Genomic DNA, 24,301 nt, shown 5'->3' on the forward strand with positions numbered 1-24,301 from the left:
AGTTAAAAGGAGAATGTCTATGGAATTTTTGGCAGGACTGTACACGCTTCTGCTGGTGGCCATCTGCCTGCTGCAGGCGCTTTTGCTGTACCGCACCGGCAAGCCCGCCGCCCGGCAGGACGACGAAGCCCTGAAGGAGTGGCTGCGCCAGCAGCTGGAAGCGCAGGCGCGGGTGCTGGAAGAAAAGCAGGCGCAGCAGGCACAGCAGAATCTGACCGCAATGGCGCACATCAGCGATACCCTGCAAACCGCAGTGCAGGGCATGAGCAGCACCCTGACGGCAGGACAGAACACCCAGCAGCAGACCATGGAACAGCGGCTGCAGGGACTGGAAGTCTCTAATGCCCGCAAGCTGGAGGAAATGCGCAAAGCGCTGGCAGACGGTCTTGCCGCCATGCAGGCACAGAACGCCCAGAAGCTGGACGAGATCCGCCACACTGTGGACGAGCAATTGCAGGACGCGCTGCAAAAGCGGGTGACTGAAAGCTTTAAGGCGGTCAACGACCAGCTGGAGCAGGTGTACAAGGGCTTGGGCGAGATGCAGAGCCTTGCCGCAGATGTGGGCGGACTGAAGCAGGTACTTTCCGGCGTCAAGACCCGTGGCATTCTGGGCGAGATCCAGCTGGGCGCGATTCTGGAAGAGATCCTTGCGCCGGAGCAGTACGACACCAACGTAGCCACCATCCCCGGCAGCACCCAGCGGGTGGAGTACGCCATCCGTATGCCCGGTGTGGATGGCAACAGCGTCTGGCTGCCCATCGACTCCAAATTTCCCGGCGATACCTACGCCCACTTGCAGGACGCACAGGCTTCCGGCGATGCGCAGGCGGTGGAAAACGCCCGCCACGCGCTGGAACTGGTGCTGCGCAGCGAAGCAAAGGATATCCGGGAAAAATATGTGGAGCCGCCCTATACCACGGCCTTCGGTATCCTGTTTCTGCCCTTTGAGGGTCTGTATGCCGAGGTGGTGAACGCCGGGCTGCTGGAAGTTTTGCAGCGGGATTATCAGGTGAACGTGGCCGGCCCCAGCACCATGGCGGCGTTGCTCAACAGCCTGCAAATGGGCTTCAAGACCCTTGCCATCCAGAAGCGCTCCGGCGAGGTGTGGCAGCTGCTGGGCGCGGTCAAGACCGAGTTCGATAAGTTCGGGCAGGGGCTTTCCAAGATGCAGCAGCGCCTGCGCCAGACCGATGAAGAGCTGGATAACCTCATCGGGGTGCGCAGCCGCGCCATCAGCCGCAAGCTGCGTGCGGTGCAGACGCTGGACGAAAACACTGCCGCCACCCTGCTGGAACTGGACACCGAGCCGGGCAGACCGGTAACGGCACGTCTGCCGGAGAGCGGGGAAGAGCTTTGATGCGCAGAAGCTCCCCGCATTATCCCTTGCGAAATTTCTGACGATGTGCTACAATAGGAATTGTTATCAGAAATATTTGCCAATTCACGGCACAAGATAAACCCAAAAGGAGTCTGAACGGTATGAGCATGAAAAAAATCAGCGAAGCCATCCTTGGTGTGGGCGTGGACGATACCACCATCGACCTGTTCGAGAGCCAGTATCCGGTGCCCACCGGGGTCAGCTATAATTCCTATGTTATTCTGGACGAAAAGACCACCATTCTTGATACGGTGGACGCCCGCGCCACTGAGCCTTGGCTGGAAAATCTTGCCGAAGCACTGGGCGGCTGCAAGCCCGCCTATCTGGTGGTCTCCCACATGGAGCCGGACCACGGCGCCAACGTGGCAAAGCTGGCAGCCCTCTACCCGGAGATGCAGGTGGTGGGCAACGCCAAGACCTTCCAGTATATGGAGCAGTTCTTTGGTGCAGATGCCATTGCCCCGGAGCGCCGCGTGGTGGTAAAGGACGGCGAGAGCCTGAGCCTTGGCACCCACACCCTTACCTTTGTGTTTGCCCCCATGGTGCACTGGCCGGAGGTCATGGTCAGCTACGAGAGCAGCGAGAAGGTGCTGTTCTCCGCCGATGGCTTTGGCCGCTTTGGCGCGGTGGCAAAGTTTGACGAAAATGCCGACTGGGCAAGCGAAGCCCGCCGCTACTACCTGAACATTGTGGGCAAGTACGGCCCGCAGGTGCAGGCACTGCTCAAAAAGGCTGCGGCACTGGACATCAAGACCATCTGCCCGCTGCACGGTCCGGTGCTTACCGGTGATCTGGGCAAGTACCTGAACTACTACGATCTCTGGTCCAGCTACAAGGCCGAGGAGCCGGAAAAGGTTCTGGTAGCCAGCGCCTCCATCCATGGCCACACCCGCGCTGCCGCCCACACCATGGCTGAAAAGCTGCGCGCAAAGGGCGCAAAGGTGGTGGAGATGGACTTGACCCGTACCGATGTTTCCTACGCCGTTACCGAAGCCTTCCGCTGCGGCAAGATCGTGCTGGCCTGTGCCACCTATGATGGTTTCCTCTTCCCGCCGATGGAAAACCTGCTGGCTCACCTCAAGACCAAAAGCTTCCAGAACCGCACCGTTGGCCTGATGGAAAACGGCACTTGGGCACCCATGGCTGCAAAGCTTATGCGTGCCGAGCTGGAGAGCATGAAGAACATTACCCTCTGCGAGAACGTGGTCACCATCCGTTCTGCTGCCAACGCCGCCGCCGAAGCACAGATGGACGCCCTTGCCGCCGAACTCGTGGCAAAGTAACACGATATAAAATCAGTTGAACGCAAACACTCCCGGACTTTCTGCAAAAGCCCGGGAGTGTTTTTTGTTCCTTTGTTTGTTTGATTATCTGCTGGATTATGAGCGAAAAACACGAATTTTTACGTCGTTTTTTGAAATGTCAACAAACAAAAAAGCGGTGAAACGAACAAATTCTGAACGTTTCACCGCTATATTTTGGAGCAGGATACGGGACTCGAACCCGCCGCCTACTGCTTGGGAAGCAGTCGCTCTACCGGATGAGCTAACCCTGCAAGTGCTCCACTATTGTAACAAAGCAGGGCAGGAATGTCAAGGCTTTTCCGCACGAAATTTGCGGTCAGCTCATTTTGGCCCATGTCAGGTCCAGCACCGGGAAAAACGGGTCGAATACAAGGTCACGCACATCGTTTGCCAGCAGCAGACGCTTTTGCTGCGCCATCAGGGGCACCACGGTACAGCTTTCCAGCAGCTGCTGCTCACACTGCGCCAGCAGGGCGCAGCGGGCTTTGCCGGTCTGCTGGGCGCTCAGTGCCAGCCGGTCGGCATAAACGGGATCGGCATAGCCGGTCAGACTGCCGCCTGCGGTGGTGAACTGCTGCAGCATCTGGTACACGCTGCCGCCCTCGGCACGGATGGGCGCAAGGGCAATGGTGTATTTCCCGGCGGCAATGCGGGCGTCAAACTCGTCCTGCTCTACCTCTTCCACCGAGAAGAACAGGGAGCACTCCTTCTGCCATGCGCTGTTGATCTGGTCGGCCAGCTCGCTCAGTCCGGCGTTCTTGGGCAGCAGCAGGGTCACGCCGGAAAAATCCGAGGTAGCCATGCCCTGCCGGGCAGCCAGATACAGGGCCTTCGGCTCCGGGATAGCGGGCAGGGGATCGCCGGCAGTTTCGCGGTAGTCCAGCCCATCCACGGTCAGTCCCTCCGGCACAAGCCCCTTTGCGGCTGTGTATAGGCCGCTGGAGGGCACATCGGCGTTTTCCCGGGCAATACCGGTCAGCGCCTGCCGCAGCTGCTGGTTCTGGAACACCGACCCCTCCGCCGCGTTGAACAGCAGCGCCCATGTGGTGTCGGAATAGCTCACCGTCTGTAAGCTGGTGGCTTCGCCGCTCTCGTCCAGCGCGGCAGAGCATTTGCCATCGGCAATAAGCTGGGCTGCGCTCTTGCCGCTGCCGCTGGTGTCCTGCACCAGACGCAGACTGCCGACCAGCGGGCTTTCCACAGTGCGGCGCAAAAACAGGCCGTTTGCCGTCCAGTTATACAGATAAAAGCTCCCGCTGGAAAGCGTAGTCTTGTCGGTCAGCCCATAGGTGCCCCGGGTGCTCTCAAAAAAGGCCTCGTCACAGGGGGCTGCACCGGGCATGGCCAGCTTTGCTAAAAAGTTATCGTCCCGCTCGCTCAGCCGGAACACCAACGACAGTGCCCCATTGGCTGAAACGCCCAGACTGCTTTCGTCCGCCAGCCCCGCCAGCACGGCGGCGCTGTTCTGAATAGCCGAAAACTCCACCGCATAGGGCGAGGCGGTATCGGCGCGGAAAATGCGCCGGAACGCAAACACAAAATCCTCGGCGGTAATATCGTACTCTGTAGCTGCACCCTTGGCGGCTGCATAGCGCAGGCCGTCCTTCAGGGTAAAGGTGTAGGTCAGCCCGTCCGGGGACACCGTCCACTCTTCGCAGAGCCCCGGCACAAGCTCGCCGTCCGGGTCTTTGCGCACCAGCGTGCCGTACAGATTCTCACAGGCGATCACGTCCGACGCACCGGAAGCCACCTGCGGGTCCAGATTTGCGGGGATGCTGTCCACGAACCATGTAAAGCTAGCAGAGTTTGTGGAGCTGCCGCAGCCGGTCAGGGCAAAAAGAAACGCAGCAGCCAGCACCGCTGCGGTAAAACGCAACCATCGTTTCAAAAAGAACAACCTCATTCCGTTCATCTTCGCGCAGAAACGGCAAAAAACGCTCTGCAACGACAAGTGTAGCAGAAAGCAGCAGAAAAAACAATTGCCTTTTTGTGAATTTACCGAGCTTTTTGAAGCAGACTGTGCGGTTTTCCGTTGCCAATTGCGCGCAAATGGACTATAATGGTACAGCAAAGTGATCCCCGCGCTGCCCGTGCGGCGCGGTGTTATACCATGATCCTATAGAGGAGGAACTGTTTTTATGCAGAAAGATCAGCAGAAGCTTGCCCAGCTTATTCAGGGCAAAAAGGTCGCCTTTATCGGCGCAGGCGTCAGCCATAAGACCCTCATCAAGGAGTTTGTGGAACTGGGCGCTCATGTGACCCTGTGCGACCAGAAAAAGAGCGTGGAGGACTTTGGCGATTACGCTGCCACCATCCGGGAACTGGGCATCGACCTGAGCCTTGGCGAAAACTATCTGGACGGCTTCAAGGGACAGGACATCATCATGCGCACCCCGGGCTTTGTGGGCTACTTTGAAAAGCCCCTGCAGGATGCCATGGCTGCCGGCACCATGGTTACCAGTGAGGTGGAACTATTCTTCGACTTCTGCCCCTGCGAGATCGTGGCAGTGACCGGCTCGGACGGCAAAACCACCACCACCACCCTCATCTCCAAGTTCTACGAGGCTGCAGGCCGCAAGGTGCATCTGGGCGGCAACATCGGCGCAGCCCTGCTGCCCATGCTGCCGGAGGTGTCCCCGGAGGACGTGGCTGTGGTGGAGCTTTCCAGCTTCCAGCTGATCAGTATGCACGCAAGCCCCAACATTGCCGTGGTCACCAATGTGACCCCGAACCATCTGGATCACCACAAGGATATGCAGGAATACATTGATGCCAAGCGCAATATCCTGCTGTACCAGAAGCAGCCCTGCCGCGCCGTGCTGGGGTATGAGAACGAGATCAGCCGCTCCATGCAGGCAGACTGCAAGGGCAAGCAGGTGTGGTTTACCCGCCTGCATGATACCGACAACGGTGCCTTCCTGCGCAAGGATGGGATGCTCTGCATGGCCGAGGATGGCGTCGTGACTCCCTTCCTTGCCCAGAAGGATGTCAAGCTGCGCGGTCTGCACAACATCGAAAACCTGCTGGCTGCTGCCGCTGCCGTGTGGGGCGAGGTGCCCGTAGAAGCCATCCGTCAGGTGGGCAGCACCTTCACCGGTGTGGAGCACCGCATCGAGCCGGTGCGCACTCTGGACGGTGTGCTGTACTATAACGATTCCATCGGCACCAGCCCCACCCGCACCATTGCCGGTCTGCGCAGCTTTGACCAGAAGGTTATCCTCATCGCAGGCGGCTACGATAAGCACATCCCCTACGAGCCGCTGGCACCGGAGATCATTGCCCATGTCAAGGACTTGGTGCTGATGGGCGCTACCGGCCCACGCATCGAAAAGGCTGTGCGGGAGTGCCCCGGCTTTGACGAGACTGCGCTGCCCATTCAGCACGCAGATGATATGCAGCACGCCGTAGAGTTGGCGCGCGCCGCCGCAAAGCCCGGAGATATCATCATCCTGTCTCCGGCAAGCGCCTCCTTTGACCTGTACCCCAACTTTGAGGTGCGCGGCCGCGAGTTCAAAAAGATCGTCAACGCGCTCAAGTGATCGCACAGGTAAAGGATGCAAAGCGCCGTACCCGGTTTGCGAATGCCTGCCGGGGTCTGCCGGTGCTGGACGCTCTGCTGCCGCTGGACTGCGCGCTCTTTCGCAATAGCCAGCCATGGCGGTTCTATGCCGGCCCTACGCTGGCACTGGAACTTTCCGGCAGCACGGCATGGCTGGCCGGGCACGCAAACCCCGCAGAGCTGGCAAGCTTTTTATCCTTCTGCGGGTGCGAGGGTGCCATTCTGGACGAAGCCGTCTGCCCGCCGCCGGACGGCTGGCACAAGGCAGAAACGTTGACGGTGTTCGGCTTGCCGCAGGGCGGGCTGCTGCCCCTGCCTGCCGTGGACGAAGCTTTGTGGGCGCAGCTGACCCTCTGCCGGGAAGCGCCCGCCGCCCGGGTGGCACAGGCGCTTTACCCTGCAGACTCCGCCCGGCAGGCAGACTTTTACTCAGAACTGTGCACAAAGCGCAGCCGGGGCAGGGCAGTGGCATGGACGCTGGAGCAGGGAAGTACAGTCGTCTGCACCGTAGGCGCTTATGCCCTGTGCAATGGGCAAGCCTATATGGCCTGCGGGCAGACCGCAGAGCCGCTGCGGGGCAAGGGCATCGGCGGGCTGCTCATTGTGGAAATGGCAAACAGTCTTGCCGCCGAAGGCTTGCACCCGGTATTCCTCTGTGCACCGGAGCGGGTGCGGTTTTATAGCCGTCTCGGCTTTGCAAAGCAGGCCGAGTACGCCCGCTATGTGCCCGAGAAATGATAAAGCTTTTTACGCAAAATGCCAGTTCTCCCGAAAGGAAGAACTGGCATTGCAATGCAAGAACCCAAAAATAACAGGAAGGAACTATCACGTTATAATGTCGATTCTGAACCACTTTTTTGATTATAAGCCCGAGGTGCTGGCGCTGGACGAAAAGGCTATGGAGATGTGCCAGCCCTACTTCCGCCAGATGGAGGAGATCCGGGATTTCAACCAGCTGAAGATGCTCAAGGCTTTTGCCGATACCCAGATGTCCTCCACCGATATGCTGGGCACCACCGGTTACGGTCTGTGGGATACCGGCCGCGCCAAGCTGGAGCAGATCTTTGCGCAGGTCATGGGCGCAGAGGACGCGCTGGTGCGCAGCCAGTTCCAGAGCGGCACCCACACGCTGGCGGTGGCACTGTTCGGTCTGCTGCGGGCAGGGGACACCCTGCTGGCCGCCACCGGCCGCCCCTACGATACGCTGGAGGGCGTCATCGGTCTGGACGGCAAGGGCAAGGGTACCGGCACCCTGATGGACTACGGCGTAAACTACGACGAAGCTCCCCTCAAGGCCGACTTCACCCCGGACTACGATCTGATCGCCCAGAAAGCCCCCGGCGCAAAGGTGTGTCACATCCAGCGCAGCCGCGGTTATTTACAGCGCAACGCCTTTGATCTGTCTACAATCCGCAAGATCGCCGATACCGCCCGCGCCGCAAACCCGGAGATCATCATCTTTGTGGACAACTGCTATGGCGAGTTCACCCAGACACAGGAGCCCTGTCAGGTGGGCGCGGATATCGCCGTGGGCAGCCTGATCAAAAACCCCGGCGGCGGCATTGCACCCACCGGCGGCTACATCGTGGGACGCAGGGATCTGGTGGAGCTGTGCGCTTACCGCCTGAACGCCCCCGGCCTTGGCAAGGAGCTGGGCTGCACGCTGGAGACCCCCCGGGATATGTATCTGGGCTTCTACTACGCCCCCGGCGTGGTGTGCGAGGCCATCAAGACCGCCATCTATGCCCAGTGTATGCTGGAGCTGCTGGGCAAAAAGCCCATCCCGCGCTACTGCGAGGATCACAACGATATCGTCACCTGCTTTGATGCCGGTACGGCAGAAGCGCTCATCGGCTTCTGTCAGGGCATTCAGGCCGCCAGCCCCGTGGACAGCTACGCCGCCCCGGAACCCAGCCCGGAGCCGGGCTACACCGACGAGGTGGTCATGGCCAGCGGCAGCTTTACGCAGGGCAGCACCATCGAGCTTTCCTGCGACGGTCCTCTGCGCGCCCCTTATACCTGTTATTTGCAGGGCGGCTTGAACTTTGCCGCCAGCCGCGCCGGTGTGCTGCTGGCTGTCCAGAAAGCTTATTTTAAGGAGTAATGTTTGCCCTGCGGGCAGGATATCATTATAACAAAAGGAGCTATCGCACAACACGCTGCGATAGCTCCTTTTTTCCCTCTATACACAAAGTAACACACAAATAAACGCTTACACGGCACGGGCCTGCATGGCGGGGATCGGCTCGATCATAGCCGGGTGCATCCCTTCGCGGTAGTCCAGATCTCCCTGATCCAGACCACGCAGCAGCACCTCTGCAGTAGCAATGTTGGTGGCAATGGGTACGCTGTGCATATCGCACAGGCGCAGCAGATTCTGTTCGGTCAGGCTGGCGGCATCGGCCTTCAGCGGGTCGCGGAAGAACAGCACCAAATCCACTTCATCACAGGCAACGCGGGAGGTGATCTGCTGTACACCGCCCAGCTTGCCGGAGAGGTAGCAATGCACCGGCAGACCAGTGGTCTGCGCAAGCATCCGGCCGGTGGTACCGGTGGCGATAACATTATTGCGGGAAAGGATGGCACTGTAAGCGGTACAGAACTGCAGAGCCAGTTCTTTGCGGGAATCGTGGGCAAGAATTGCGATCGTCATAGGATGCTCTCTCCTTTACTTATTTTTACATAGTACCAGTTGTGATGTACGAATTTTTGAAGTTCTGTGAAACGAGAGTGAAATCGATATCAAATCTTACACTATAATTTTACCGCACAAAAAAAGCTCTGTCAAGAGAAAATTTTGCTTTTTTGACCTATAAAAACATAAAAGTACTACTTTTACATTGTGAGAAACGGCGAATTCTTGGATACATACCGCTATCCAAGAACGCTCGTTTTATGGGAAAGGTGAAAAATTTTTCAGTTTTCATATTCATTTTAAAATACAGTCCATCCCGGTAAAACAAAAATACAGGTCGAAGCAGCTTGCATCGGCCTGTACAGGAAATTTTTTTCAACTGTGAAAAACTTGCTCTGCCGCGCCCGCAGGCCGGACAGAATTGTAAAAAAATTATGAAGAAGCCGGGGCAGGGGAGATCAGCGAATCTGCCCGTCACCGTGGATAACGTACTTGTAGCTGCAAAGCTCCTCCAGCCCCATGGGTCCCCGGGCGTGCAGCTTCTGGGTAGAGATGCCCATCTCGCAGCCCAGACCAAACTCGCCGCCGTCGGTAAAGCGGGTGGAGCAGTTCACATACACAGCGGCGCTGTCTACCGCAGCGGTGAACCGGTCGGCGTCTGCCTGCGTCTGGGTCAGGATGGCCTCGCTATGGCCGGTGGAGTGCTGCGCAATGTGGGCAATGGCCTCATCTACACTGTCCACCACCTTGACGGCAAGGATGTAGTCCAAAAACTCGGTGTCAAAGTCCGCAGGGCCGGCAGGCATGCCGGGAATGATGGCGGCGGCGCGTGCGTCCAGCCGCAGTTCTACCGGCAGCTTGCCCGCAGCCACGCGGTCGGGGCCAAGACGCTGTGCAAGCTTGGGCAGAAACTCCTGCGCAATGGCAGAGTGCACTAGACACACCTCCTCGGCGTTGCACACGCTGGGGCGGCTGGCCTTGGCGTTTTCAATAATGTCCAGCGCCTTGGCCTGATCAGCGGTGTTGTCCACAAAAATGTGGCAGATGCCGGTACCGGTCTGGATGCAGGGTACCTTGGCGTTCTCCACGCAGGCGCGGATCAGCCCTGCACCGCCCCGGGGGATCAGCAGATCCACATAGCCCACGGCGGTCATCAGGGCGTTGGCAGAGGCGTGGGTGGTGTCCTCGATCAGGCAGACCGCGTTTTCCGGCAGGCTGTTCTCCCGCAGTCCCTGCCGCAGCGCCTGTACAATGGCGTTGGCGCTGCGCCATGCCTCCTTGCCGCAGCGCAAGATGCAGGCGTTGCCGCTCTTGATGGCAAGGGCAGCGGCATCGCTGGTCACGTTGGGACGGCTCTCGTAGATGATAGCAATCACACCCATGGGCACGGCGGTCTTTTCGATCACCAGCCCGTTGGGGCGCTCCACCCGCTTCAGCACCCGGCCCACCGGGTCGGGCAGGGCAGCGACCTCTTCAATGCCCTTTGCCATGGCGCGGATGCGCTCCTCGGTCAGGGCAAGACGATCCAGCATCACCTCGCTGATGTGTCCCTTTGCGGCGGCCATATCGTCAGCGTTGGCGGCAAGGATAGCCGTCATGTTTGCCGGGCTGCACAGCTGCGCAGCCATACTGCACAGTGCCTGTGCGCGGCTGGCGCTATCAGCCAGTGCCAGCGCAGCCTTTGCCCCGCGGGCGGCTTCCAGAATTTCCTGTGTGGTCATAGCTCAAACCTCCTGTGTGGACAGCGCGGGCTGCTTGTGCCCGGCAAAGCGGGTGCCGATGGGCTTGCCCGCAGCGATATCATACAGCAGTTCCGGGTGTGCGCCGTTGGCGATGACCATATCCGCACCGCTGCCGGTCACCATGCGGGCAGCCCGCAGCTTGGTTGCCATGCCGCCGGTGCCCAGTGCAGAGCCTGCACCGTCTGCCAGCGCCATCACCTCCGGGGTGATCTCCTCCACCAGTGGGATGAGCGCCGCATCCGGGTGGGTGTGGGGGTTGGCAGTGTACAGGCCGTCGATGTCGCTCAGCAGCACCAGCAAGTCGGCCTTGCAGCAGCAGGCCACAATAGCGGCCAGCGTGTCGTTGTCGCCAATGGAAGTGATCTCATCGGTGGCAACGCTATCATTTTCATTGATGATGGGCAGTGCACCCAGTTCCAGCAGACGGGTCAGGGTATTCTGGATGTTCACCCGGCGCTCGGTGTGCTCCACGTCCACGCCGGTAAGCAGAATTTGCGCTACCGTGTGATCGTAGGCACTGAACAGCCGGTCGTAGGTGTACATCAGCTCGCACTGTCCCACGGCAGCGCAGGCCTGCTTGGTGGTGGTATCCTTTGGGCGTGCAGGCAGCGAAAGCTTGCCCACGCCCATGCCGATAGCGCCGGAGGACACCAGAATGACCTCGTGTCCCTCGTTCTTTAAATCGCTCAATACCTTGACCAGTTCCTCTGCATGGCGGATGTTCAACCGCCCGGTGGGGTATGCCAATGTGGAGGTGCCCACTTTCACAACGATGCGCATGATTCCATTAACCCTTTCCCATTTCCTTTGTTTTGTCGTAAGCAGCCAGCACGGCATCCATCACCGCACCGCGCAGCCCATGTTCTTCCAGTACCCGCACGCCCTGAATGGTGCTGCCGCCGGGGCTGCACACAGCATCCTTCAGCGCACCGGGGTGCTTGCCGCTTTCCAGCACCAGCTTTGCGCTGCCCAGCACCATCTGTGCGGCGTATTCCTGTGCCTTTGCCCGGGGCAGACCGCAGGCCACGCCGCCATCGGCCAGCGCTTCAATAAACTGGTACACCCATGCCGGGCCGCAGCCGGAGACGCAGCTTGCAGCATCGATCATGCCCTCGGCTACGGCGTCCAGACGCCCGGCGGGAGCCATCAGCCGGCAGAATGCAGCCTCTTCCTCGGCGGTCACGTTGGCAGAGCAATACTGGATCATGCCTTCGCCTACCGATGCCGGGGTGTTGGGCATGATGCGGATGACAGGGTAGTCGCCGCCCGCCATCTCCTGAATGCGTGCCACCGGCAGGCCGGCGGCCATGGTGCACAGCACGAACCGCTTGGTGCGCTCGGCAAGGATGAACCGCAGGGGCTCCAGCATGGCCTCCATCATCTGGGGCTTCACCGCCAGAAAGATCAGGTCGCAGTTCCCGGCCACCTCGGCGTTGGTGGCTGTCTGACAGCCCAGCTCTGCAGCCAGCGCTTCGGCCTTGGCCGCCGTGCGGTTGGCCAGAAATACATTCTCAGGCTCGGTAGCCTTGCATACGGCGCGTGCAATAGCGCCGCCCATGTTTCCACAGCCTAAAAACCCAATGGTTTTCATCATAATAATAACCCTCCCTCGGCAGGTATGTACTGCATAAAATTCTGCTTCTTATTCATTCTAAGCAACCGCTGGGAGAAAATCAAGACTTTTGTCTTATTTTGGGCGGATATAATGTAAAAACAGCACTTTCGGGGCGGGCAGCGCACACACAAACTTCATAAAAAGGTAAGAATCTCTACTTGAAATAAGGTCGTATTTTGCGGTAAAATAAACTATGGGGTATCATTTACGGAAACGGCAGAGGAGTCTGCCGGGAAAGGATGGGTTTTTGTGTCACAAACGACAAAACGGGCACTGGAGGCATCTTTCAAGAAGCTGCTGCTGGAAAAGCCCCTGAACAAGATCACGATCAACGATATCACCGAGGACTGCGGGGTAAACCGCATGACCTTTTATTACCATTTCAAGGATATTTACGATCTGGTGGACTGGATCTTAGCGGAGGATGCCGCCAAGGCGATGGAAGGCCGCCGGGGCTTTGGTACATGGAGCGAAGCCTATCTGGACGTTCTGCGCCAACTGCAGGATAACAAGACCCTTGTGCTCAACGTTTACCGCTCGGTGGGCAGGGAACAGGTGGAGCAGTACCTTTATAGGCTGCTGGACCCCATCCTGAAGGATTTTGCGGACCGTGAATGCCACGATATCACCGTGCAGGACGCAGATAAGCAGTTTGTTGTCGATTTTTACAAGTATGCACTGGTGGGTATGACGCTGGAATGGACCCGCCGGGATATGAAAGGCGACCCCAAGAAGATGGTGGAGCGCGTGAGCACCATGATCCACGGAGATTTCCGCCGGGCGCTGTGCCGCCTGAGCAGCGGCAGCTTGAAAATAGAGGAATGATGTGCTTTGTGGCTGTGCGGCTTCAATAAAATTTTATCAAAGGATACGCCGTGATGGGTTTTCCATCACGGCGTATTTTCTGTTTATGGCACAAAAACGCGCAAAGTGGTAGGATGTGGTCAAGCAAAATAAGGATTTCCAAAGGAATCATTTCGGGAGGAAAAAGTTATGAATACATCTCTTGATAATCTGACTCACAAGATGCAGCGTGCTGCGCTTGGTAAAATAGTGGACGTGGCGCTTTCCCGCGCCGAGCAAGACCGTGAAAAGACGATGAACCAGCTGGTAGATGCTGCAAAGCAGTTCTACGGCAGCGGCTTCAGCGATGAGACCTACGAGAACGCCAAAAAGGTGCTGACCGACCCCGACAGCAAGTGGACGAAACTTATCAACTGCGTGCTGGATCAGACCGACCCCCATGTGGCGCGTACCACCGCGCTGAATCTGGGCTACGAAGCCTTCTTCCGCGGCACTAAGATGATCCGTGAGAACCGTGTCAAGTACCAGTGCAACATCCCCTGGCTGATCTTGTTCGACCCCACCTCTGCCTGCAATATGCACTGCGTGGGCTGCTGGGCAGGCGAGTACGGCCACAAGAACAACCTCAGCTTTGAGGATATGGACAAGATCGTCACGCAGGGCAAGGAGCTGGGCGTGTACCTGTATATGCTGACCGGCGGCGAGCCGCTGGTGCGCAAGATGGACGTGCTCAAGCTGGCAGAAAAGCACAACGATGTGCAGTTTGCCATCTACACCAACTCCACCCTCATCGACGAGCCCTTCTGTGAAGAAGTGCAGCGTCTGGGCAATATCGCCTTTATGCTGTCCATCGAGGGTACCCCGGAGACCAACGATGCCCGCCGCGGCGAAGGCCACTATGCCGCTGTGATGCACGCCATGGATCTGCTCAAGAAGTACGGCATTATCTTCGGCACCTCCATCTGCTACACCCGCCAGAACATCGAGGCCGTCACCAACGATGCGTTCATGCGGCTCCTGTGCGAGAAGGGGGCACACTTCGGCTTCTACTTCCACTATATGCCGGTGGGCAATGAGGCCGCCCCGGAGCTGATGCCCACCCCGGAACAGCGCAAGTATATGATTGACCGTATCCGCTATCTGCGCTCTTCTGCGTGCGATATCCCGTTCTACCCCATGGACTTCCAGAACGATGGCGAGTTCGTGGGCGGCTGCATCGCCGGTGGCCGCAACTACTTCCATATCAACTCTGCCGGTGATGCTGAGCCCTGCGTGTTCATCCACTACTCCAACGCCAATATCCACGACCAGTCTATTCTGGAAATTCTGCACAGCCCGCTGTTCAGGGCTTACCACAACGGTCAGCCCTTCAACAAGAACCATCTGCGTCCCTGCCCGATGCTGGAAAACCCCGAGCTGCTGGAAAAGATGGTGCACGAGACCGGTGCCCACAACACCGACCTGCAGTCCCCGGAAAGCGTCGAGCACCTGTGTGAGAAGTGCAAGAGCTACGCCGCCAACTGGCAGCCCACCGCTGACGAAGTGTGGTCCCACCACAAGGTCCGCGAGAGCCGGTACGAAAACTATAAGGACTGGAAGCCCTCTCATCCGCTGGACTGAGCTGAAATCTGAATCAAAGCAATAAACGACCCCCGCTTTGTGTTCCTTCCCGGAACATAAGGCGGGGGTCTTGCTGTGCATGTTGGCGGCTATTTATTTCTTATCGCTTTCTTTAATTGCCTTTAGAATACAAATTCCCATAGCTAAAACAGGAAACAGCACTCTGAGAGCTAAAAAACCTTGTGGGTCTCCAAAATCGATGTTTACGTCTGCAAATAGTCCAACAAACCATGCCGCTAAAGTAGAAATGATCGCGATTGTGTAAGTCATTTGTCAAACCTTCGTGAATTATTTCTCGGTTGTGTTTTTGCCCCGTACAAGCATACCGGCAATTGTGATTAAAAGACCTGCGGCTCCACCAACAAAAGCAAAAATATTACTTATAGATAAGGCAATCCCAGCCAGAATAACGGCGATACCCAATAACATCATTTTAATACCCATTAAATCGTTCTCCTTTATATACGTTCTTATGATACGGCATGGCTAAAAAATACCCCGCATCGGAAGTGCTCTGATGCGGGGCAGGGAAGGTTTACTGGTTCTCAGCAGATTGCGGTGCAGTGGGCTGTGCGGCTGCATCGTCTGCGGGGTCGCCGAACTGGTCGTGATAGCTGTTCAGCAGGGTCAGCTCCTGATGGCGCTGCAAGCCGTGGATGACCAGCTTTTTGATGACATCGTAGATAACGGCAAACAGCGGCACACCCACGATCATGCCCACGAAGCCCCACAGGCCGCCAAACAGCAGGATGGCGAACAGTACCCAGAAGCTGGAAAGGCCGGTGGTGTTGCCCAGAATTTTAGGTCCGATGATGTTGCCGTCCAGCTGCTGCAAAACCAGCACGAACAGCACGAACCACAGCGCCTTGATGGGGCTCTGGATGAGGATGAGCAGCGTGGCGGGAATGGCACCGATGAAGGGACCGAAGAAGGGAATCACGTTGGTCACACCAATGATCACCGATACCAGCAGCGCACTGGGGAACTTGAAAATCAGGCAGCCGATATAGCACAGCACGCCGATGATGGCAGAGTCCATGATCTTGCCGTTGATGAAGCCGCCGAACATTTTGTCTGCGTACTTCACTTCCTCAGTGATCAGCTGCGCCCAGCGGGGGCGGACGATGCTGTGCAGCACCAGCTTGCCTTGCTGCACGAACCGCTTGCGGCTGGCCAGCATATACACCGCCACGATGATGCCGATGATCAGGTTTTTGGCCACCGTCACCACGTTCAGCACACCAATGGCTGCACCACTTACGATATTCTGCATGGAGGGCAGCAGGGTGTTCTTGAGCCATGTGTTCCATGTGTCCAGATTGGTATTCAGGGCAGCGTAAGCCGAATTGAGCAGCTCCGTGATCTGTTCGTTCTTTTCAATAAACTCCAGATGGTTTGCCCAGTTCATGAACTTTGTAATGTTGGCCTGCGCGGTGTAGTACAGGGTAGTCACGCTGGTGATCAGCTGCGGCACGATCATCATGACAAGCGCATACACCAGCAAAAGCCCGAACAGGATGGTAAGCGCCACGGACAGCGCGTTGATCAGACCGTTCATCTTTTCCGGGATGAACCGGCGCAGAAAGTTTTCGATGCTGTTGCACACCGGCTTGAGCAGATAGGCAATGACGGCACCGTAGATAAAGGGCATCAAGATGCCGGTCAGGGTAGAGATGGCCGAGCCGAAGCCGTCAAAGCGGTAAATGAGGAAAAAGAAGATGATGCTCAGTGCAATGGCACCAAACCCTGCGAGCATCCCATAGAGATACGGTTTGATGTGCGGCTTTTTGTCCATCATGACAAACTCCATTCCTGCTGCGGGCAGCGGGAATACCCACAGCGCTTATTAAATTTTGTTGCTTCTGCGCCAGATGTGCAGTTTTTCAGCCTCGCGGATCAACTCTTCACGGAAGTCCGGGTGTGCCACGCTGATCAGAGCCTCGGCCTTTTCCCAAGAGGTCAGGCCCTTCAGATTCACGCAGCCATACTCGGTGCACAGATAGTGCACGTTGGCGCGGGTGTCGGTAACGATGCTGCCGTTCTCCAGCGTGGGACGGATACGGCTTTCCAGCTGGCCGGTCTTTTTATTAAAGAAGGTGGAGGACAGGCAGATAAAGCTCTTGCCGCCCTTGGAAAGGTATGCGCCCAGCACGAAGTCCAGCTGACCGCCTGCGCCGGAAATGTGCTTCACACCGGCGCTTTCGGCATTCACCTGACCAAACAGGTCGATATCCACGGCATTGTTGATGGAAATAAAGTTGTCCAGTGCGGAAATGCTGCGGATGTCGTTGGTGTAGTCCACCGGGGCAGACATACACTCCGGGTTATCGTTCAGGTAATCGTACATCTTCTGGGTGCCGGCACCAAAGGCGTAGACCTGACGGCCCTTGTCCAGCTGCTTGCGGCTGCCGTTGATCTTGCCGGCCTTGGCAATATCCACAAAGGCATCCACATACATCTCGGTGTGCACGCCCAGATCCTTCAGATCGCTCTGCGCGATCAGCCCGCCGATGGCATTGGGCATACCGCCGATGCCCAGTTGCAGGCAGGCACCGTTAGGAATCTGCGGCACGATGAGGTTGGCTACCTTCAGGTCAACCTCGGTAGCGGCACCGGCAGCTGCCATCTGGCCGATGGGGGGATTTGTGCCCTCCACAATGCCACTTACCTGAGAAACGTGTACGCTGTTCTCCATGCCGCCAAGGCAGCGCGGCATATTGGTGTTGACCTCCACAATGATCTTCTTGGCCTTTTCGCACACAGCACCCAGATGCGAAGCGCTGGGACCGAAGTTGAAGTAGCCATGCTCGTCCATGGGGGTCACCTGAAATACTGCCACATCCACGGGGTCGCTGCTCTCGCGGTAGTAGCGGGGCAGCTCAGAGTAGCGGATGGGGGAGTAGAAGGAGAAACCTTGCGCAATGGCCTTGCGCTCAATGCCGCCCATGTGCCAGCTGTTCCAGGTCATGTGGGCAGCAGGGTCGTCGATCTGGAAGATCTCCGGCACCCACATCAGAATGCCGCCCCGGAAGTTGACTCCTTCCAACTCCGGCAGGCGTTTTGCTAGCTCGGCGTCCACGGCCACAGGGGTGTTCACGGCCCAGCCGTAATCCACCCAGTCGCCGCTTTTGACCAGAGCGGCAGCCTGCGCAGCAGTCATAAGCTTCTGTGCGTACAGTTCCTTGCAATCCATTATAAACCATCCTCTCTTAAAATACATAAAAGAATTGTAAACAATTCTGTGCGGACAAATTATGCGGCTGTTTTACGCCTGTTTTGCGGAATGCACACCGTTTTGCCACATCTGTATGGTAACCTTATAAACAAGGCAGCAGTGTGTGCTCCGCTCTGCGCAGAACAGCTCAACTTAGTTATAACATTAACAAAGTGTAGAATCAATAGTTTTGGCTAAAAAACAACCAGTATAGCATAATAAACAGTTTTCTTGGCTTTATGTGGGGATTGTTTGGTACGCAAAAAACAAAAAAGTTGAGAAAAAGACTTGATAAAATTTTGACGATGTGCTTTACTAATAGCGTGGGAAGCAACTGCGGAGCAGTGCGAGATGATTCGTTTAAAATTTAACGATAAAACGCACCGCAGCAGTTTCAGGTTGCACCCAAGGCTGGAAAGTGCTATCATGGCAGAACCACATCGCGCTTAATAATTGCAGCGCATAAGGAGGACACTGACCGATGGCAACAGCAGTTTATCCCGGGTCGTTCGATCCGGTCACCAAGGGACACCTTGATATCATCAAACGCGCAGCAAAGATCAACGACCACCTCATTGTGGCGGTGCTGATCAACAGCGCCAAGCATCCGCTGTTCACAGTGGAGGAGCGGGTGGCTATGCTGCAGGAATGCTGCAAGAACATCCCCAATGTGACCGTGGAAAGCTTCGACGGCCTGACCGTGGAGTTCGCAAAAAAGCGCCACGCATCCGTAATGGTGCGGGGACTGCGGGCAGTAACGGACTTTGAAAACGAGATCCAGCTTGCGCAAACCAACCACGCACTGATGCCCGGCATCGAGACCATGTTCCTTGCCACCAGCATCAAATGGAGTTATCTTTCCTCCACCATCGTAAAGGAAGCAGCGTACTACGGCAGTGACATCAGCAAGTTCGTCACACCCAATGTGGAAAAGGCCGTCAGCGAAAAATACGCACAGCTCCGGGAGAGGAAAGAGATCTGATACCGCAAAAATGCCGCAGGGCGTTTTGATAAATGGGTAACCGATAAGTAACACACATACACAATTCAGGAGGCTATTCACATGAAAAAGATCGTTATCGCATCTGCATGCCGCACCGCCATCGGCAAGTTCGGTGGCACTCTGGCCAACGTTCCCGCTGCTGAGCTGGGCTCCATCGTCATCAAGGAGGCTCTGAACCGTGCAAACGTCAAGCCCGAGCAGGTCGATCATGTTTACATGGGCTGCGTCATTCAGGCTGGTCTGGGCCAGAACGTCGCTCGTCAGGCTGCCCTGAAGGCTGGTCTGCCCATCGAGACCCCCGCCGTCACCGTCAACGTGGTCTGCGGCTCTGGTCTGAACTGCGTGAACATGGCTGCTCAGATGATCGAGGCAGGCGATGCTGATATCGTTGTTGCAGGCGGCATGGAGAACATGGATATGGCTCCCTTCGCACTGCAGAAGGCTCGCTACGGCTACCGCATGGGCGCTCCCATGGGCAAGAGCGAGATCGTGGATACCATGGTCAACGATGCACTGTGGGATGCCTGCGGCTTCAACAAGCACATGGGCATGACCGCTGAGAACGTCTGCACCAACGAGACCTATCAGAAGAAGTACGGCTACAGCCCCATCACCCGCGAGATGCTGGACGAGTTCTCATACAACAGCCAGCTGAAGGCTGACAAGGCCATCAAGGACGGCGCCTTCAAGGACGAGATCGTTCCTGTTGTCATCAAGGGCAAGAAGGGCGACACCGTGTTCGATACCGATGAGGGCCCCCGTCTGAGCGCTCCCGAGGTTCTGGCAAAGCTGAAGCCCGCCTTCACCAAAGACGGCATCGTCACCGCTGGTAACTCTTCCGCCATCAACGACGGCGCTGCTGCTCTGGTCGTCATGAGCGAGGAGAAGGCTAAGGAGCTGGGCGTGAAGCCTCTGGCAACTTGGGTTGCCGGTGCTCTGGCAGGCGTTGAGCCCGAGGTCATGGGTCTGGGCCCCATCGCTGCTACCAAGAAGGTCATGGCCAAGACCGGCATGACCGTTGCTGATATGGATCTGGTCGAGGCCAACGAGGCATTCGCAGCACAGTCCATCGCTGTCGGCGAGGCTCTGGGCTTCGATAAGGACAAGCTGAACGTCAACGGCGGCGCAATCGCTTTGGGTCACCCGGTCGGCGCTTCCGGCGCTCGTATTCTGGTCACCCTGCTGTACGCTATGAAGCACCGTGGTGCTCACAAGGGTCTGGCTACCCTGTGCATCGGCGGCGGCATGGGCTGCGCTACCATCGTTGAGATGGACTAAGCACTCTTTCTCTGAATCCTGACTGAACCACAGACCCGGAGCGCCGGAGGGAACCGGAGAGCTCTCCTGCGTTCTGGGGGCTGTTTTGAAAAAAACTGAACTGTATGAAATGGAGGTTTTCACAATGGCATTTGTAAAAACCGAGGTGCAGGGCGCTGTTGAGATCATTACCATCGACCGTCCCAAGGCACTGAACGCCCTGAACCCCGAGGTTCTGGCTGACCTGAAGGCTGCTTTTGAGGCAGTCGATCAGGAGACTGTCCGCTGCATCGTTCTGACCGGCGAAGGCGACAAGAGCTTCGTTGCTGGTGCTGATATCGGTTCTATGAGCACCATGACTAAGGCAGAAGGCGAGGCCTTCGGCAAGCTGGGCAATGATGTGTTCCTGATGATCGAGCATTTCCCCATCCCCGTCATCGCAGCCGTCAACGGCTTTGCACTGGGCGGCGGCAACGAGCTGGCTATGAGCTGCGATATCCGCATCTGCTCTGACAACGCTGTGTTCGGTCAGCCGGAAGTCGGTCTGGGCATCACCCCGGGCTTCGGCGGCACCCAGCGTCTGGCTCGTCTGGTCGGCATGGGCATGGCAAAGCAGCTGGTCTACTCTGCGCTGAACATCAAGGCTGACGAGGCTTACCGCATCGGTCTGGTCAACGCCGTGTATCCGCAGGCTGAGCTGATGGAGAATGTCCTGAAGCTGGCCGGCAAGATCGCAAAGAACGCTCCCATTGCTGTGCGTAACTGCAAGAAGGCAATGAACGACGGCATCAGCCTGCCCATCGAGAAGGCTGTTGAGGTCGAGGAGAAGTTGTTCGGCGCTTGCTTCGAGACCCACGATCAGCAAGAGGGCATGGCTTGCTTCCTGTCCCGTGAGAAACCGAAGCCCAAGGCAGTGTTCACCAACAACTAATCCATTACATAATTTTTGATATTAAAGGAGAGATTTCCTATGAAGATCGGTGTTATCGGCGCTGGCACTATGGGTCAGGGCATCGCAAAGGCATTTGCACAGGTTGAGGGCAACACCGTTGCTCTGTGCGACATCAAGCAGGAGTGGGCCGAGAATGGTCTGGCAAAGATCAAGAAGGGCTACGAGAAGCTGGTCGCTAAGGGAAAGATGACTCAGGAGAAGGCTGACGCAATCGTCGCCGCCATCACCCCGGGTCTGAAGGAAGATCTGTGCGCAGACTGCGATCTGGTCGTTGAGGCTGCTTTCGAGGATATGAAGGTCAAGCAGACCACCTTCGGCGAGCTGGATAAGATCTGCAAGCCCGAGTGCGTTTTCGCTTCCAACACTTCTTCTCTGTCCATTACCGAGATCGGCAAGGGTCTGTCCCGTCCCCTGATCGGTATGCACTTCTTCAACCCCGCAGACCGTATGAAGCTGATCGAGGTCATCGCCGGCTGCAACACCCCCGCTGAGACCGTTGAGAAGATCAAGGAGATCGCCGTTGCCATCGGCAAGAGCCCCGTTCAGGTCAACGAGGCTGCCGGCTTTGTGGTCAACCGCATCCTGATCCCCATGATCAACGAGGCTGCCTTCATTAAGATGGAGGGCGTTTCCGATATCGCCGGCATCGACACCGCTATGAAGCTGGGTGCTAACCACCCCATGGGACCCCTGGAACTGGGCGACTTCATCGGTCTGGACATCTGCTTGGCCATCATGGACGTGCTGTACAACGAGACCGGCGACAGCAAGTACCGTGCCTGCCCGCTGATCCGCAAGATGGTGCGTGGCGGCAATCTGGGCTGCAAGACCGGTAAGGGCTTCTACGTTTACAACGCAGACCGCACCAAGACCCCTGTTGACCAGCTGTAAATTCTGATAAACATTTCTCCCGGCTGCGGGGAAAGCGGTCGGGAGGAATTTGTTTGCACCGGGCTATTCCGGTAAATGAAAAAAGACCTGTTAGGAGGATATAGCGATGGATTTTACTCTGTCCAAGCAGCAGCAGATGGTGCAGAAAATGTACCGCGAGTTTGCTGAGAACGAAGTCAAGCCTCTGGCAAAGAAGGTTGACGCAGAGGAATACTTCCCCAAGGAGACCGTCGAAAAGATGGGCAAGCTGGGCATGATGGGCATCTATTTCCCGACTGAGGTCGGCGGTGCAGGCGGCGATGTGCTGTCCTACGTCATGGCCGTGGAGGAGCTGAGCAAGGTCTGCGGCACCACCGGTGTCATCGTCTCTGCTCACACCAGCCTGTGCGCTGCCCCCATTTACGAGAACGGCACCCCCGAGCAGAAGGCTAAGTACCTGCCGAAGCTCTGCAGCGGCGAGTGGCTGGGTGCTTTCGGCCTGACCGAGCCGGGCGCTGGTACCGATGCGCAGGGTCAGCAGACCATTGCCAAGGAAGATGGCGATTACTGGGTGCTGAACGGCTCCAAGATCTTCATCACTAACGCAGGCTTTGCTGATGTGTTCATCGTCATCGCCGTTACCGATAACGTGCTGGATAAGCGCGGCCGTCCCACCAAGCTCTGCTCCGCCTTCATCGTGGAGCGCACCGACCCGGGCTTCTCTGTTGGTAAGGCAGAGGACAAGATGGGTATCCGCGGTTCTTCTACCTGCGAGCTGATCTTTGAGGATTGCCGTATCCCGAAGGATCGTATGCTGGGCGTGCGCGGCAAGGGCTTCCAGCTGGCTATGGCTACGCTGGACGGCGGCCGTATCGGCATCGCTTCTCAGGCTCTGGGCATCGCCGAGGGCGCTCTGGAGGAGACCATTGCTTACGTCAAGGAGCGCAAGCAGTTCGGCCGTGCTATTGCTGCTTTCCAGAACACTCAGTTCGAGCTGGCTGAGATGAAGGCTCGTGTTGAGGCTGCTAAGTATCTGGTTTATGCTGCCGCTCTGAAGAAGCAGCAGGCTATGGATGGCGCAAAGGTTCGTTACAGCGTCGAGGCTGCACAGGCTAAGCTGATCGCGGCCCGCACCGCAAGCGATGTGACTCGCCGTTGCCTGCAGCTGTTCGGTGGTTACGGCTACACCCGTGACTACCCCATCGAGCGCATGATGCGTGATGCCAAGATCACCGAGATCTACGAGGGCACCAGCGAAGTGCAGATGATGGTCATTTCCGGCGCGCTGCTGAAGTAAGGGAGGCAAGAGTTACAATGAAAGCAATTGTTTGTGTAAAGCAGGTTCCTGATACCTCCGGCAAGGTGTCCGTCAAGCCCGCCTTCAGCCTGACCGCTGAGGACATCAAGACCGAAGTGCTGAGCGTGGAGAAGGCCGCTGAGAAGCTGGTCGACCTGATCGGCGCAGATGTCATTGTCTCCGTTGGTCGTGGTATCAGCAAGGATGTCAACAAGGGCATCGAGCTGGCCGAGCAGCTGGCAGCCGCTCTGGGCGGCGGTGTCGTGGGCGCTTCCCGTGCCGTCACCGATGCAGGCTGGATGACCGCTGACCATCAGGTCGGTCAGACCGGCAAGACTGTGCACCCCAAGATCTATGTGGCTCTGGGTATCTCTGGTGCTATCCAGCACACCGCCGGTATGCAGGATTCTGAGTGCATCATCGCCGTCAACAAGAACGAGGGTGCTCCCATCTTCGGCGTTGCTGACTACGGCATCGTGGGCGATCTGTTCAAGGTCGTGCCTGAGCTGATCAAGCAGATCGAGGCAGCAAAGGCTGCTCTGTGATCGCCTGTTCCTGAGCATTGTTCAATAGCATAGCCTGAATTGTGAGAGGCCGTTGCACATTTTTGTGCAGCGGCCTCTTTTTTGTGTTTTTTATAAAGGAGCTGTTGTGCCGGCCACTGCACAGCAGCTCCGATTTGCTCCACAGGAAAGGAACGCAGAAGGGAACACAGCGAAGCGCCACAAAAACGTACACAGAAACCACGATATGCAAAGCGGTGCATATAAATACAGTGATATACAAAACGAAACGCACCGAAGCGTCCCAAAAAGTGTGCGGAAACTGTTGCACTTGGCTTGTTTTGGCGAGAATCGCAACACAACTGTAACGTTTTCGGACTCTTTGTTACGCTTGAGTTGCGATAAAAAGGCGAGAATTTTTTAAAAAATCTGTATTTTTTCTGCAAATCAAGCTCTAAACCTCTTGACGTCTGTATGGTTTTGTGATACTCTTGTTACACAAGAGTTGCGGATGTGATACGACAGAGTTGCAAACGAGTTGCAATATC

21 protein-coding genes, 1 tRNA gene and 1 pseudogene are annotated in these 24,301 nt (G+C 57.0%); 13 read left to right on the forward strand and 10 right to left on the reverse strand.

The window, feature by feature from the left end:
- The first annotated feature begins 19 nt into the window (after positions 1-19).
- Entirely contained in the window at positions 20-1,357 is a 1,338-nt protein-coding gene (locus C7J97_RS01520; protein ID WP_113991844.1) for a DNA recombination protein RmuC, read from the forward strand.
- A 122-nt stretch (positions 1,358-1,479) separates the two neighbouring features.
- A complete protein-coding gene (locus C7J97_RS01525; RefSeq protein WP_113991845.1) occupies positions 1,480-2,661 on the forward strand; it encodes an FprA family A-type flavoprotein in 1,182 nt (393 codons plus the stop codon).
- Positions 2,662-2,857: 196 nt separating this feature from the next.
- On the opposite strand, the gene C7J97_RS01530 is transcribed toward C7J97_RS01525, so the two are convergent.
- Together C7J97_RS01530 and C7J97_RS01535 are read right to left on the reverse strand one after the other, a co-directional pair.
- Positions 2,858-2,933: transfer RNA gene (locus C7J97_RS01530), tRNA-Gly, on the reverse strand.
- 65 nt (positions 2,934-2,998) lie between these two features.
- A complete protein-coding gene (locus C7J97_RS01535) occupies positions 2,999-4,570 on the reverse strand; it encodes an ABC transporter substrate-binding protein (protein ID WP_242983410.1) in 1,572 nt (523 codons plus the stop codon).
- A 250-nt stretch (positions 4,571-4,820) separates the two neighbouring features.
- Between C7J97_RS01535 and murD the strand changes: the two genes are divergently transcribed.
- The 3 genes from murD (at position 4,821) to C7J97_RS01550 (ending at position 8,345) form a co-directional block, all read left to right on the forward strand.
- On the forward strand, positions 4,821-6,221 hold the full coding sequence (murD, locus tag C7J97_RS01540; RefSeq protein ID WP_113991847.1) for a UDP-N-acetylmuramoyl-L-alanine--D-glutamate ligase: 1,401 nt from the start codon (positions 4,821-4,823) through the stop codon (positions 6,219-6,221).
- Positions 6,218-6,979, forward strand: coding sequence for a GNAT family N-acetyltransferase (locus C7J97_RS01545; protein ID WP_113991848.1), 762 nt, complete (start codon positions 6,218-6,220; stop codon positions 6,977-6,979). Before murD ends, C7J97_RS01545 begins: the two co-directional genes overlap by 4 nt.
- A 97-nt stretch (positions 6,980-7,076) precedes the next feature.
- Complete coding sequence (locus C7J97_RS01550; RefSeq protein ID WP_113991849.1) at positions 7,077-8,345, forward strand: methionine gamma-lyase family protein; 1,269 nt, start codon at positions 7,077-7,079, stop codon at positions 8,343-8,345.
- 108 nt (positions 8,346-8,453) lie between these two features.
- Here C7J97_RS01550 and C7J97_RS01555 read toward each other — a convergent pair whose 3' ends face one another.
- The 4 genes from C7J97_RS01555 to proC form a co-directional block, all read right to left on the reverse strand.
- Complete coding sequence (locus C7J97_RS01555; protein ID WP_005926266.1) at positions 8,454-8,894, reverse strand: methylglyoxal synthase; 441 nt, start codon at positions 8,892-8,894, stop codon at positions 8,454-8,456.
- Positions 8,895-9,334: 440 nt separating this feature from the next.
- On the reverse strand, positions 9,335-10,597 hold the full coding sequence (locus C7J97_RS01560) for a glutamate-5-semialdehyde dehydrogenase (protein ID WP_113991850.1): 1,263 nt from the start codon (positions 10,595-10,597) through the stop codon (positions 9,335-9,337).
- 3 nt (positions 10,598-10,600) lie between these two features.
- Entirely contained in the window at positions 10,601-11,398 is a 798-nt protein-coding gene (proB, locus tag C7J97_RS01565; RefSeq protein WP_015538439.1) for a glutamate 5-kinase, read from the reverse strand.
- Between the two features lie 7 nt (positions 11,399-11,405).
- Entirely contained in the window at positions 11,406-12,212 is an 807-nt protein-coding gene (gene proC, locus C7J97_RS01570) for a pyrroline-5-carboxylate reductase (RefSeq protein ID WP_113991851.1), read from the reverse strand.
- Between the two features lie 270 nt (positions 12,213-12,482).
- On the opposite strand from proC, the gene C7J97_RS01575 reads away from it, so the two are divergent.
- Together C7J97_RS01575 and C7J97_RS01580 are read left to right on the forward strand one after the other, a co-directional pair.
- Entirely contained in the window at positions 12,483-13,058 is a 576-nt protein-coding gene (locus tag C7J97_RS01575) for a TetR/AcrR family transcriptional regulator (protein WP_097783896.1), read from the forward strand.
- 168 nt (positions 13,059-13,226) lie between these two features.
- The gene (locus C7J97_RS01580) at positions 13,227-14,657 is read left to right on the forward strand and encodes a radical SAM/SPASM domain-containing protein (RefSeq protein ID WP_113991852.1); all 1,431 of its coding nucleotides are present in this window, start codon (positions 13,227-13,229) and stop codon (positions 14,655-14,657) included.
- A gap of 93 nt (positions 14,658-14,750) precedes the next feature.
- Here the strand turns inward: C7J97_RS01580 and C7J97_RS14940 are convergent, their stop codons facing one another.
- From C7J97_RS14940 to C7J97_RS01590, 4 genes are all read right to left on the reverse strand, one after another.
- Positions 14,751-14,927 carry a hypothetical protein gene (locus tag C7J97_RS14940; RefSeq protein WP_170126613.1) on the reverse strand — a complete coding sequence of 59 codons (177 nt, stop codon included), beginning with the start codon at positions 14,925-14,927 and terminating at the stop codon, positions 14,751-14,753.
- 18 nt (positions 14,928-14,945) lie between these two features.
- Positions 14,946-15,101, reverse strand: a complete 156-nt coding sequence (locus C7J97_RS14945) for a hypothetical protein (protein WP_154251456.1) — start codon at positions 15,099-15,101, stop codon at positions 14,946-14,948.
- 91 nt (positions 15,102-15,192) lie between these two features.
- Positions 15,193-16,455 carry an AI-2E family transporter gene (locus C7J97_RS01585; protein WP_170126614.1) on the reverse strand — a complete coding sequence of 421 codons (1,263 nt, stop codon included), beginning with the start codon at positions 16,453-16,455 and terminating at the stop codon, positions 15,193-15,195.
- Positions 16,456-16,503: 48 nt separating this feature from the next.
- On the reverse strand, positions 16,504-17,850 hold the full coding sequence (locus tag C7J97_RS01590; RefSeq protein WP_113991853.1) for a butyryl-CoA:acetate CoA-transferase: 1,347 nt from the start codon (positions 17,848-17,850) through the stop codon (positions 16,504-16,506).
- Between the two features lie 502 nt (positions 17,851-18,352).
- On the opposite strand from C7J97_RS01590, the gene coaD reads away from it, so the two are divergent.
- From coaD to C7J97_RS01620, 6 genes and pseudogenes are all read left to right on the forward strand, one after another.
- Positions 18,353-18,853, forward strand: a complete 501-nt coding sequence (gene coaD, locus C7J97_RS01595; RefSeq protein WP_113991854.1) for a pantetheine-phosphate adenylyltransferase — start codon at positions 18,353-18,355, stop codon at positions 18,851-18,853.
- A gap of 81 nt (positions 18,854-18,934) precedes the next feature.
- Entirely contained in the window at positions 18,935-20,152 is a 1,218-nt protein-coding gene (locus C7J97_RS01600) for an acetyl-CoA C-acetyltransferase (protein WP_113991855.1), read from the forward strand.
- Between the two features lie 124 nt (positions 20,153-20,276).
- Positions 20,277-21,062: an enoyl-CoA hydratase-related protein gene (locus tag C7J97_RS01605; protein WP_113991856.1), complete on the forward strand. Its 786-nt coding sequence runs from the start codon at positions 20,277-20,279 to the stop codon at positions 21,060-21,062.
- A gap of 39 nt (positions 21,063-21,101) precedes the next feature.
- The gene (locus tag C7J97_RS01610) at positions 21,102-21,974 is read left to right on the forward strand and encodes a 3-hydroxyacyl-CoA dehydrogenase family protein (protein WP_055184540.1); all 873 of its coding nucleotides are present in this window, start codon (positions 21,102-21,104) and stop codon (positions 21,972-21,974) included.
- Positions 21,975-22,080: 106 nt separating this feature from the next.
- Positions 22,081-23,250 (forward strand): acyl-CoA dehydrogenase, encoded by a 1,170-nt coding sequence (locus C7J97_RS01615; protein ID WP_005926213.1) that lies wholly within the window; start codon positions 22,081-22,083, stop codon positions 23,248-23,250.
- Positions 23,251-23,321: 71 nt separating this feature from the next.
- A pseudogene (locus C7J97_RS01620) lies at positions 23,322-23,795 on the forward strand (electron transfer flavoprotein subunit alpha/FixB family protein); the annotation flags it as partial.
- Between the last annotated feature and the right edge of the window lie 506 nt (positions 23,796-24,301).

It is taken from the genome of Faecalibacterium prausnitzii (genome assembly GCF_003324185.1).
Lineage (GTDB): Bacteria > Bacillota > Clostridia > Oscillospirales > Ruminococcaceae > Faecalibacterium > Faecalibacterium prausnitzii.

Coding starts and splice junctions, on each gene's coding strand:
- C7J97_RS01555 (WP_005926266.1), bottom strand. CDS start 8,894: ATGACGATCGCAATTCTTGCCCACGATTCCCGCAAAGAACTGGCTCTG.
- C7J97_RS01520 (WP_113991844.1), top strand. CDS start 20: ATGGAATTTTTGGCAGGACTGTACACGCTTCTGCTGGTGGCCATCTGC.
- C7J97_RS01605 (WP_113991856.1), top strand. CDS start 20,277: ATGGCATTTGTAAAAACCGAGGTGCAGGGCGCTGTTGAGATCATTACC.
- C7J97_RS01585 (WP_170126614.1), bottom strand. CDS start 16,455: ATGATGGACAAAAAGCCGCACATCAAACCGTATCTCTATGGGATGCTC.
- C7J97_RS01550 (WP_113991849.1), top strand. CDS start 7,077: ATGTCGATTCTGAACCACTTTTTTGATTATAAGCCCGAGGTGCTGGCG.
- C7J97_RS01610 (WP_055184540.1), top strand. CDS start 21,102: ATGAAGATCGGTGTTATCGGCGCTGGCACTATGGGTCAGGGCATCGCA.
- proC (WP_113991851.1), bottom strand. CDS start 12,212: ATGATGAAAACCATTGGGTTTTTAGGCTGTGGAAACATGGGCGGCGCT.
- C7J97_RS01580 (WP_113991852.1), top strand. CDS start 13,227: ATGAATACATCTCTTGATAATCTGACTCACAAGATGCAGCGTGCTGCG.
- C7J97_RS01600 (WP_113991855.1), top strand. CDS start 18,935: ATGAAAAAGATCGTTATCGCATCTGCATGCCGCACCGCCATCGGCAAG.
- murD (WP_113991847.1), top strand. CDS start 4,821: ATGCAGAAAGATCAGCAGAAGCTTGCCCAGCTTATTCAGGGCAAAAAG.
- coaD (WP_113991854.1), top strand. CDS start 18,353: ATGGCAACAGCAGTTTATCCCGGGTCGTTCGATCCGGTCACCAAGGGA.
- C7J97_RS14945 (WP_154251456.1), bottom strand. CDS start 15,101: ATGGGTATTAAAATGATGTTATTGGGTATCGCCGTTATTCTGGCTGGG.
- C7J97_RS14940 (WP_170126613.1), bottom strand. CDS start 14,927: ATGACTTACACAATCGCGATCATTTCTACTTTAGCGGCATGGTTTGTT.
- C7J97_RS01560 (WP_113991850.1), bottom strand. CDS start 10,597: ATGACCACACAGGAAATTCTGGAAGCCGCCCGCGGGGCAAAGGCTGCG.
- C7J97_RS01590 (WP_113991853.1), bottom strand. CDS start 17,850: ATGGATTGCAAGGAACTGTACGCACAGAAGCTTATGACTGCTGCGCAG.
- proB (WP_015538439.1), bottom strand. CDS start 11,398: ATGCGCATCGTTGTGAAAGTGGGCACCTCCACATTGGCATACCCCACC.
- C7J97_RS01525 (WP_113991845.1), top strand. CDS start 1,480: ATGAGCATGAAAAAAATCAGCGAAGCCATCCTTGGTGTGGGCGTGGAC.
- C7J97_RS01615 (WP_005926213.1), top strand. CDS start 22,081: ATGGATTTTACTCTGTCCAAGCAGCAGCAGATGGTGCAGAAAATGTAC.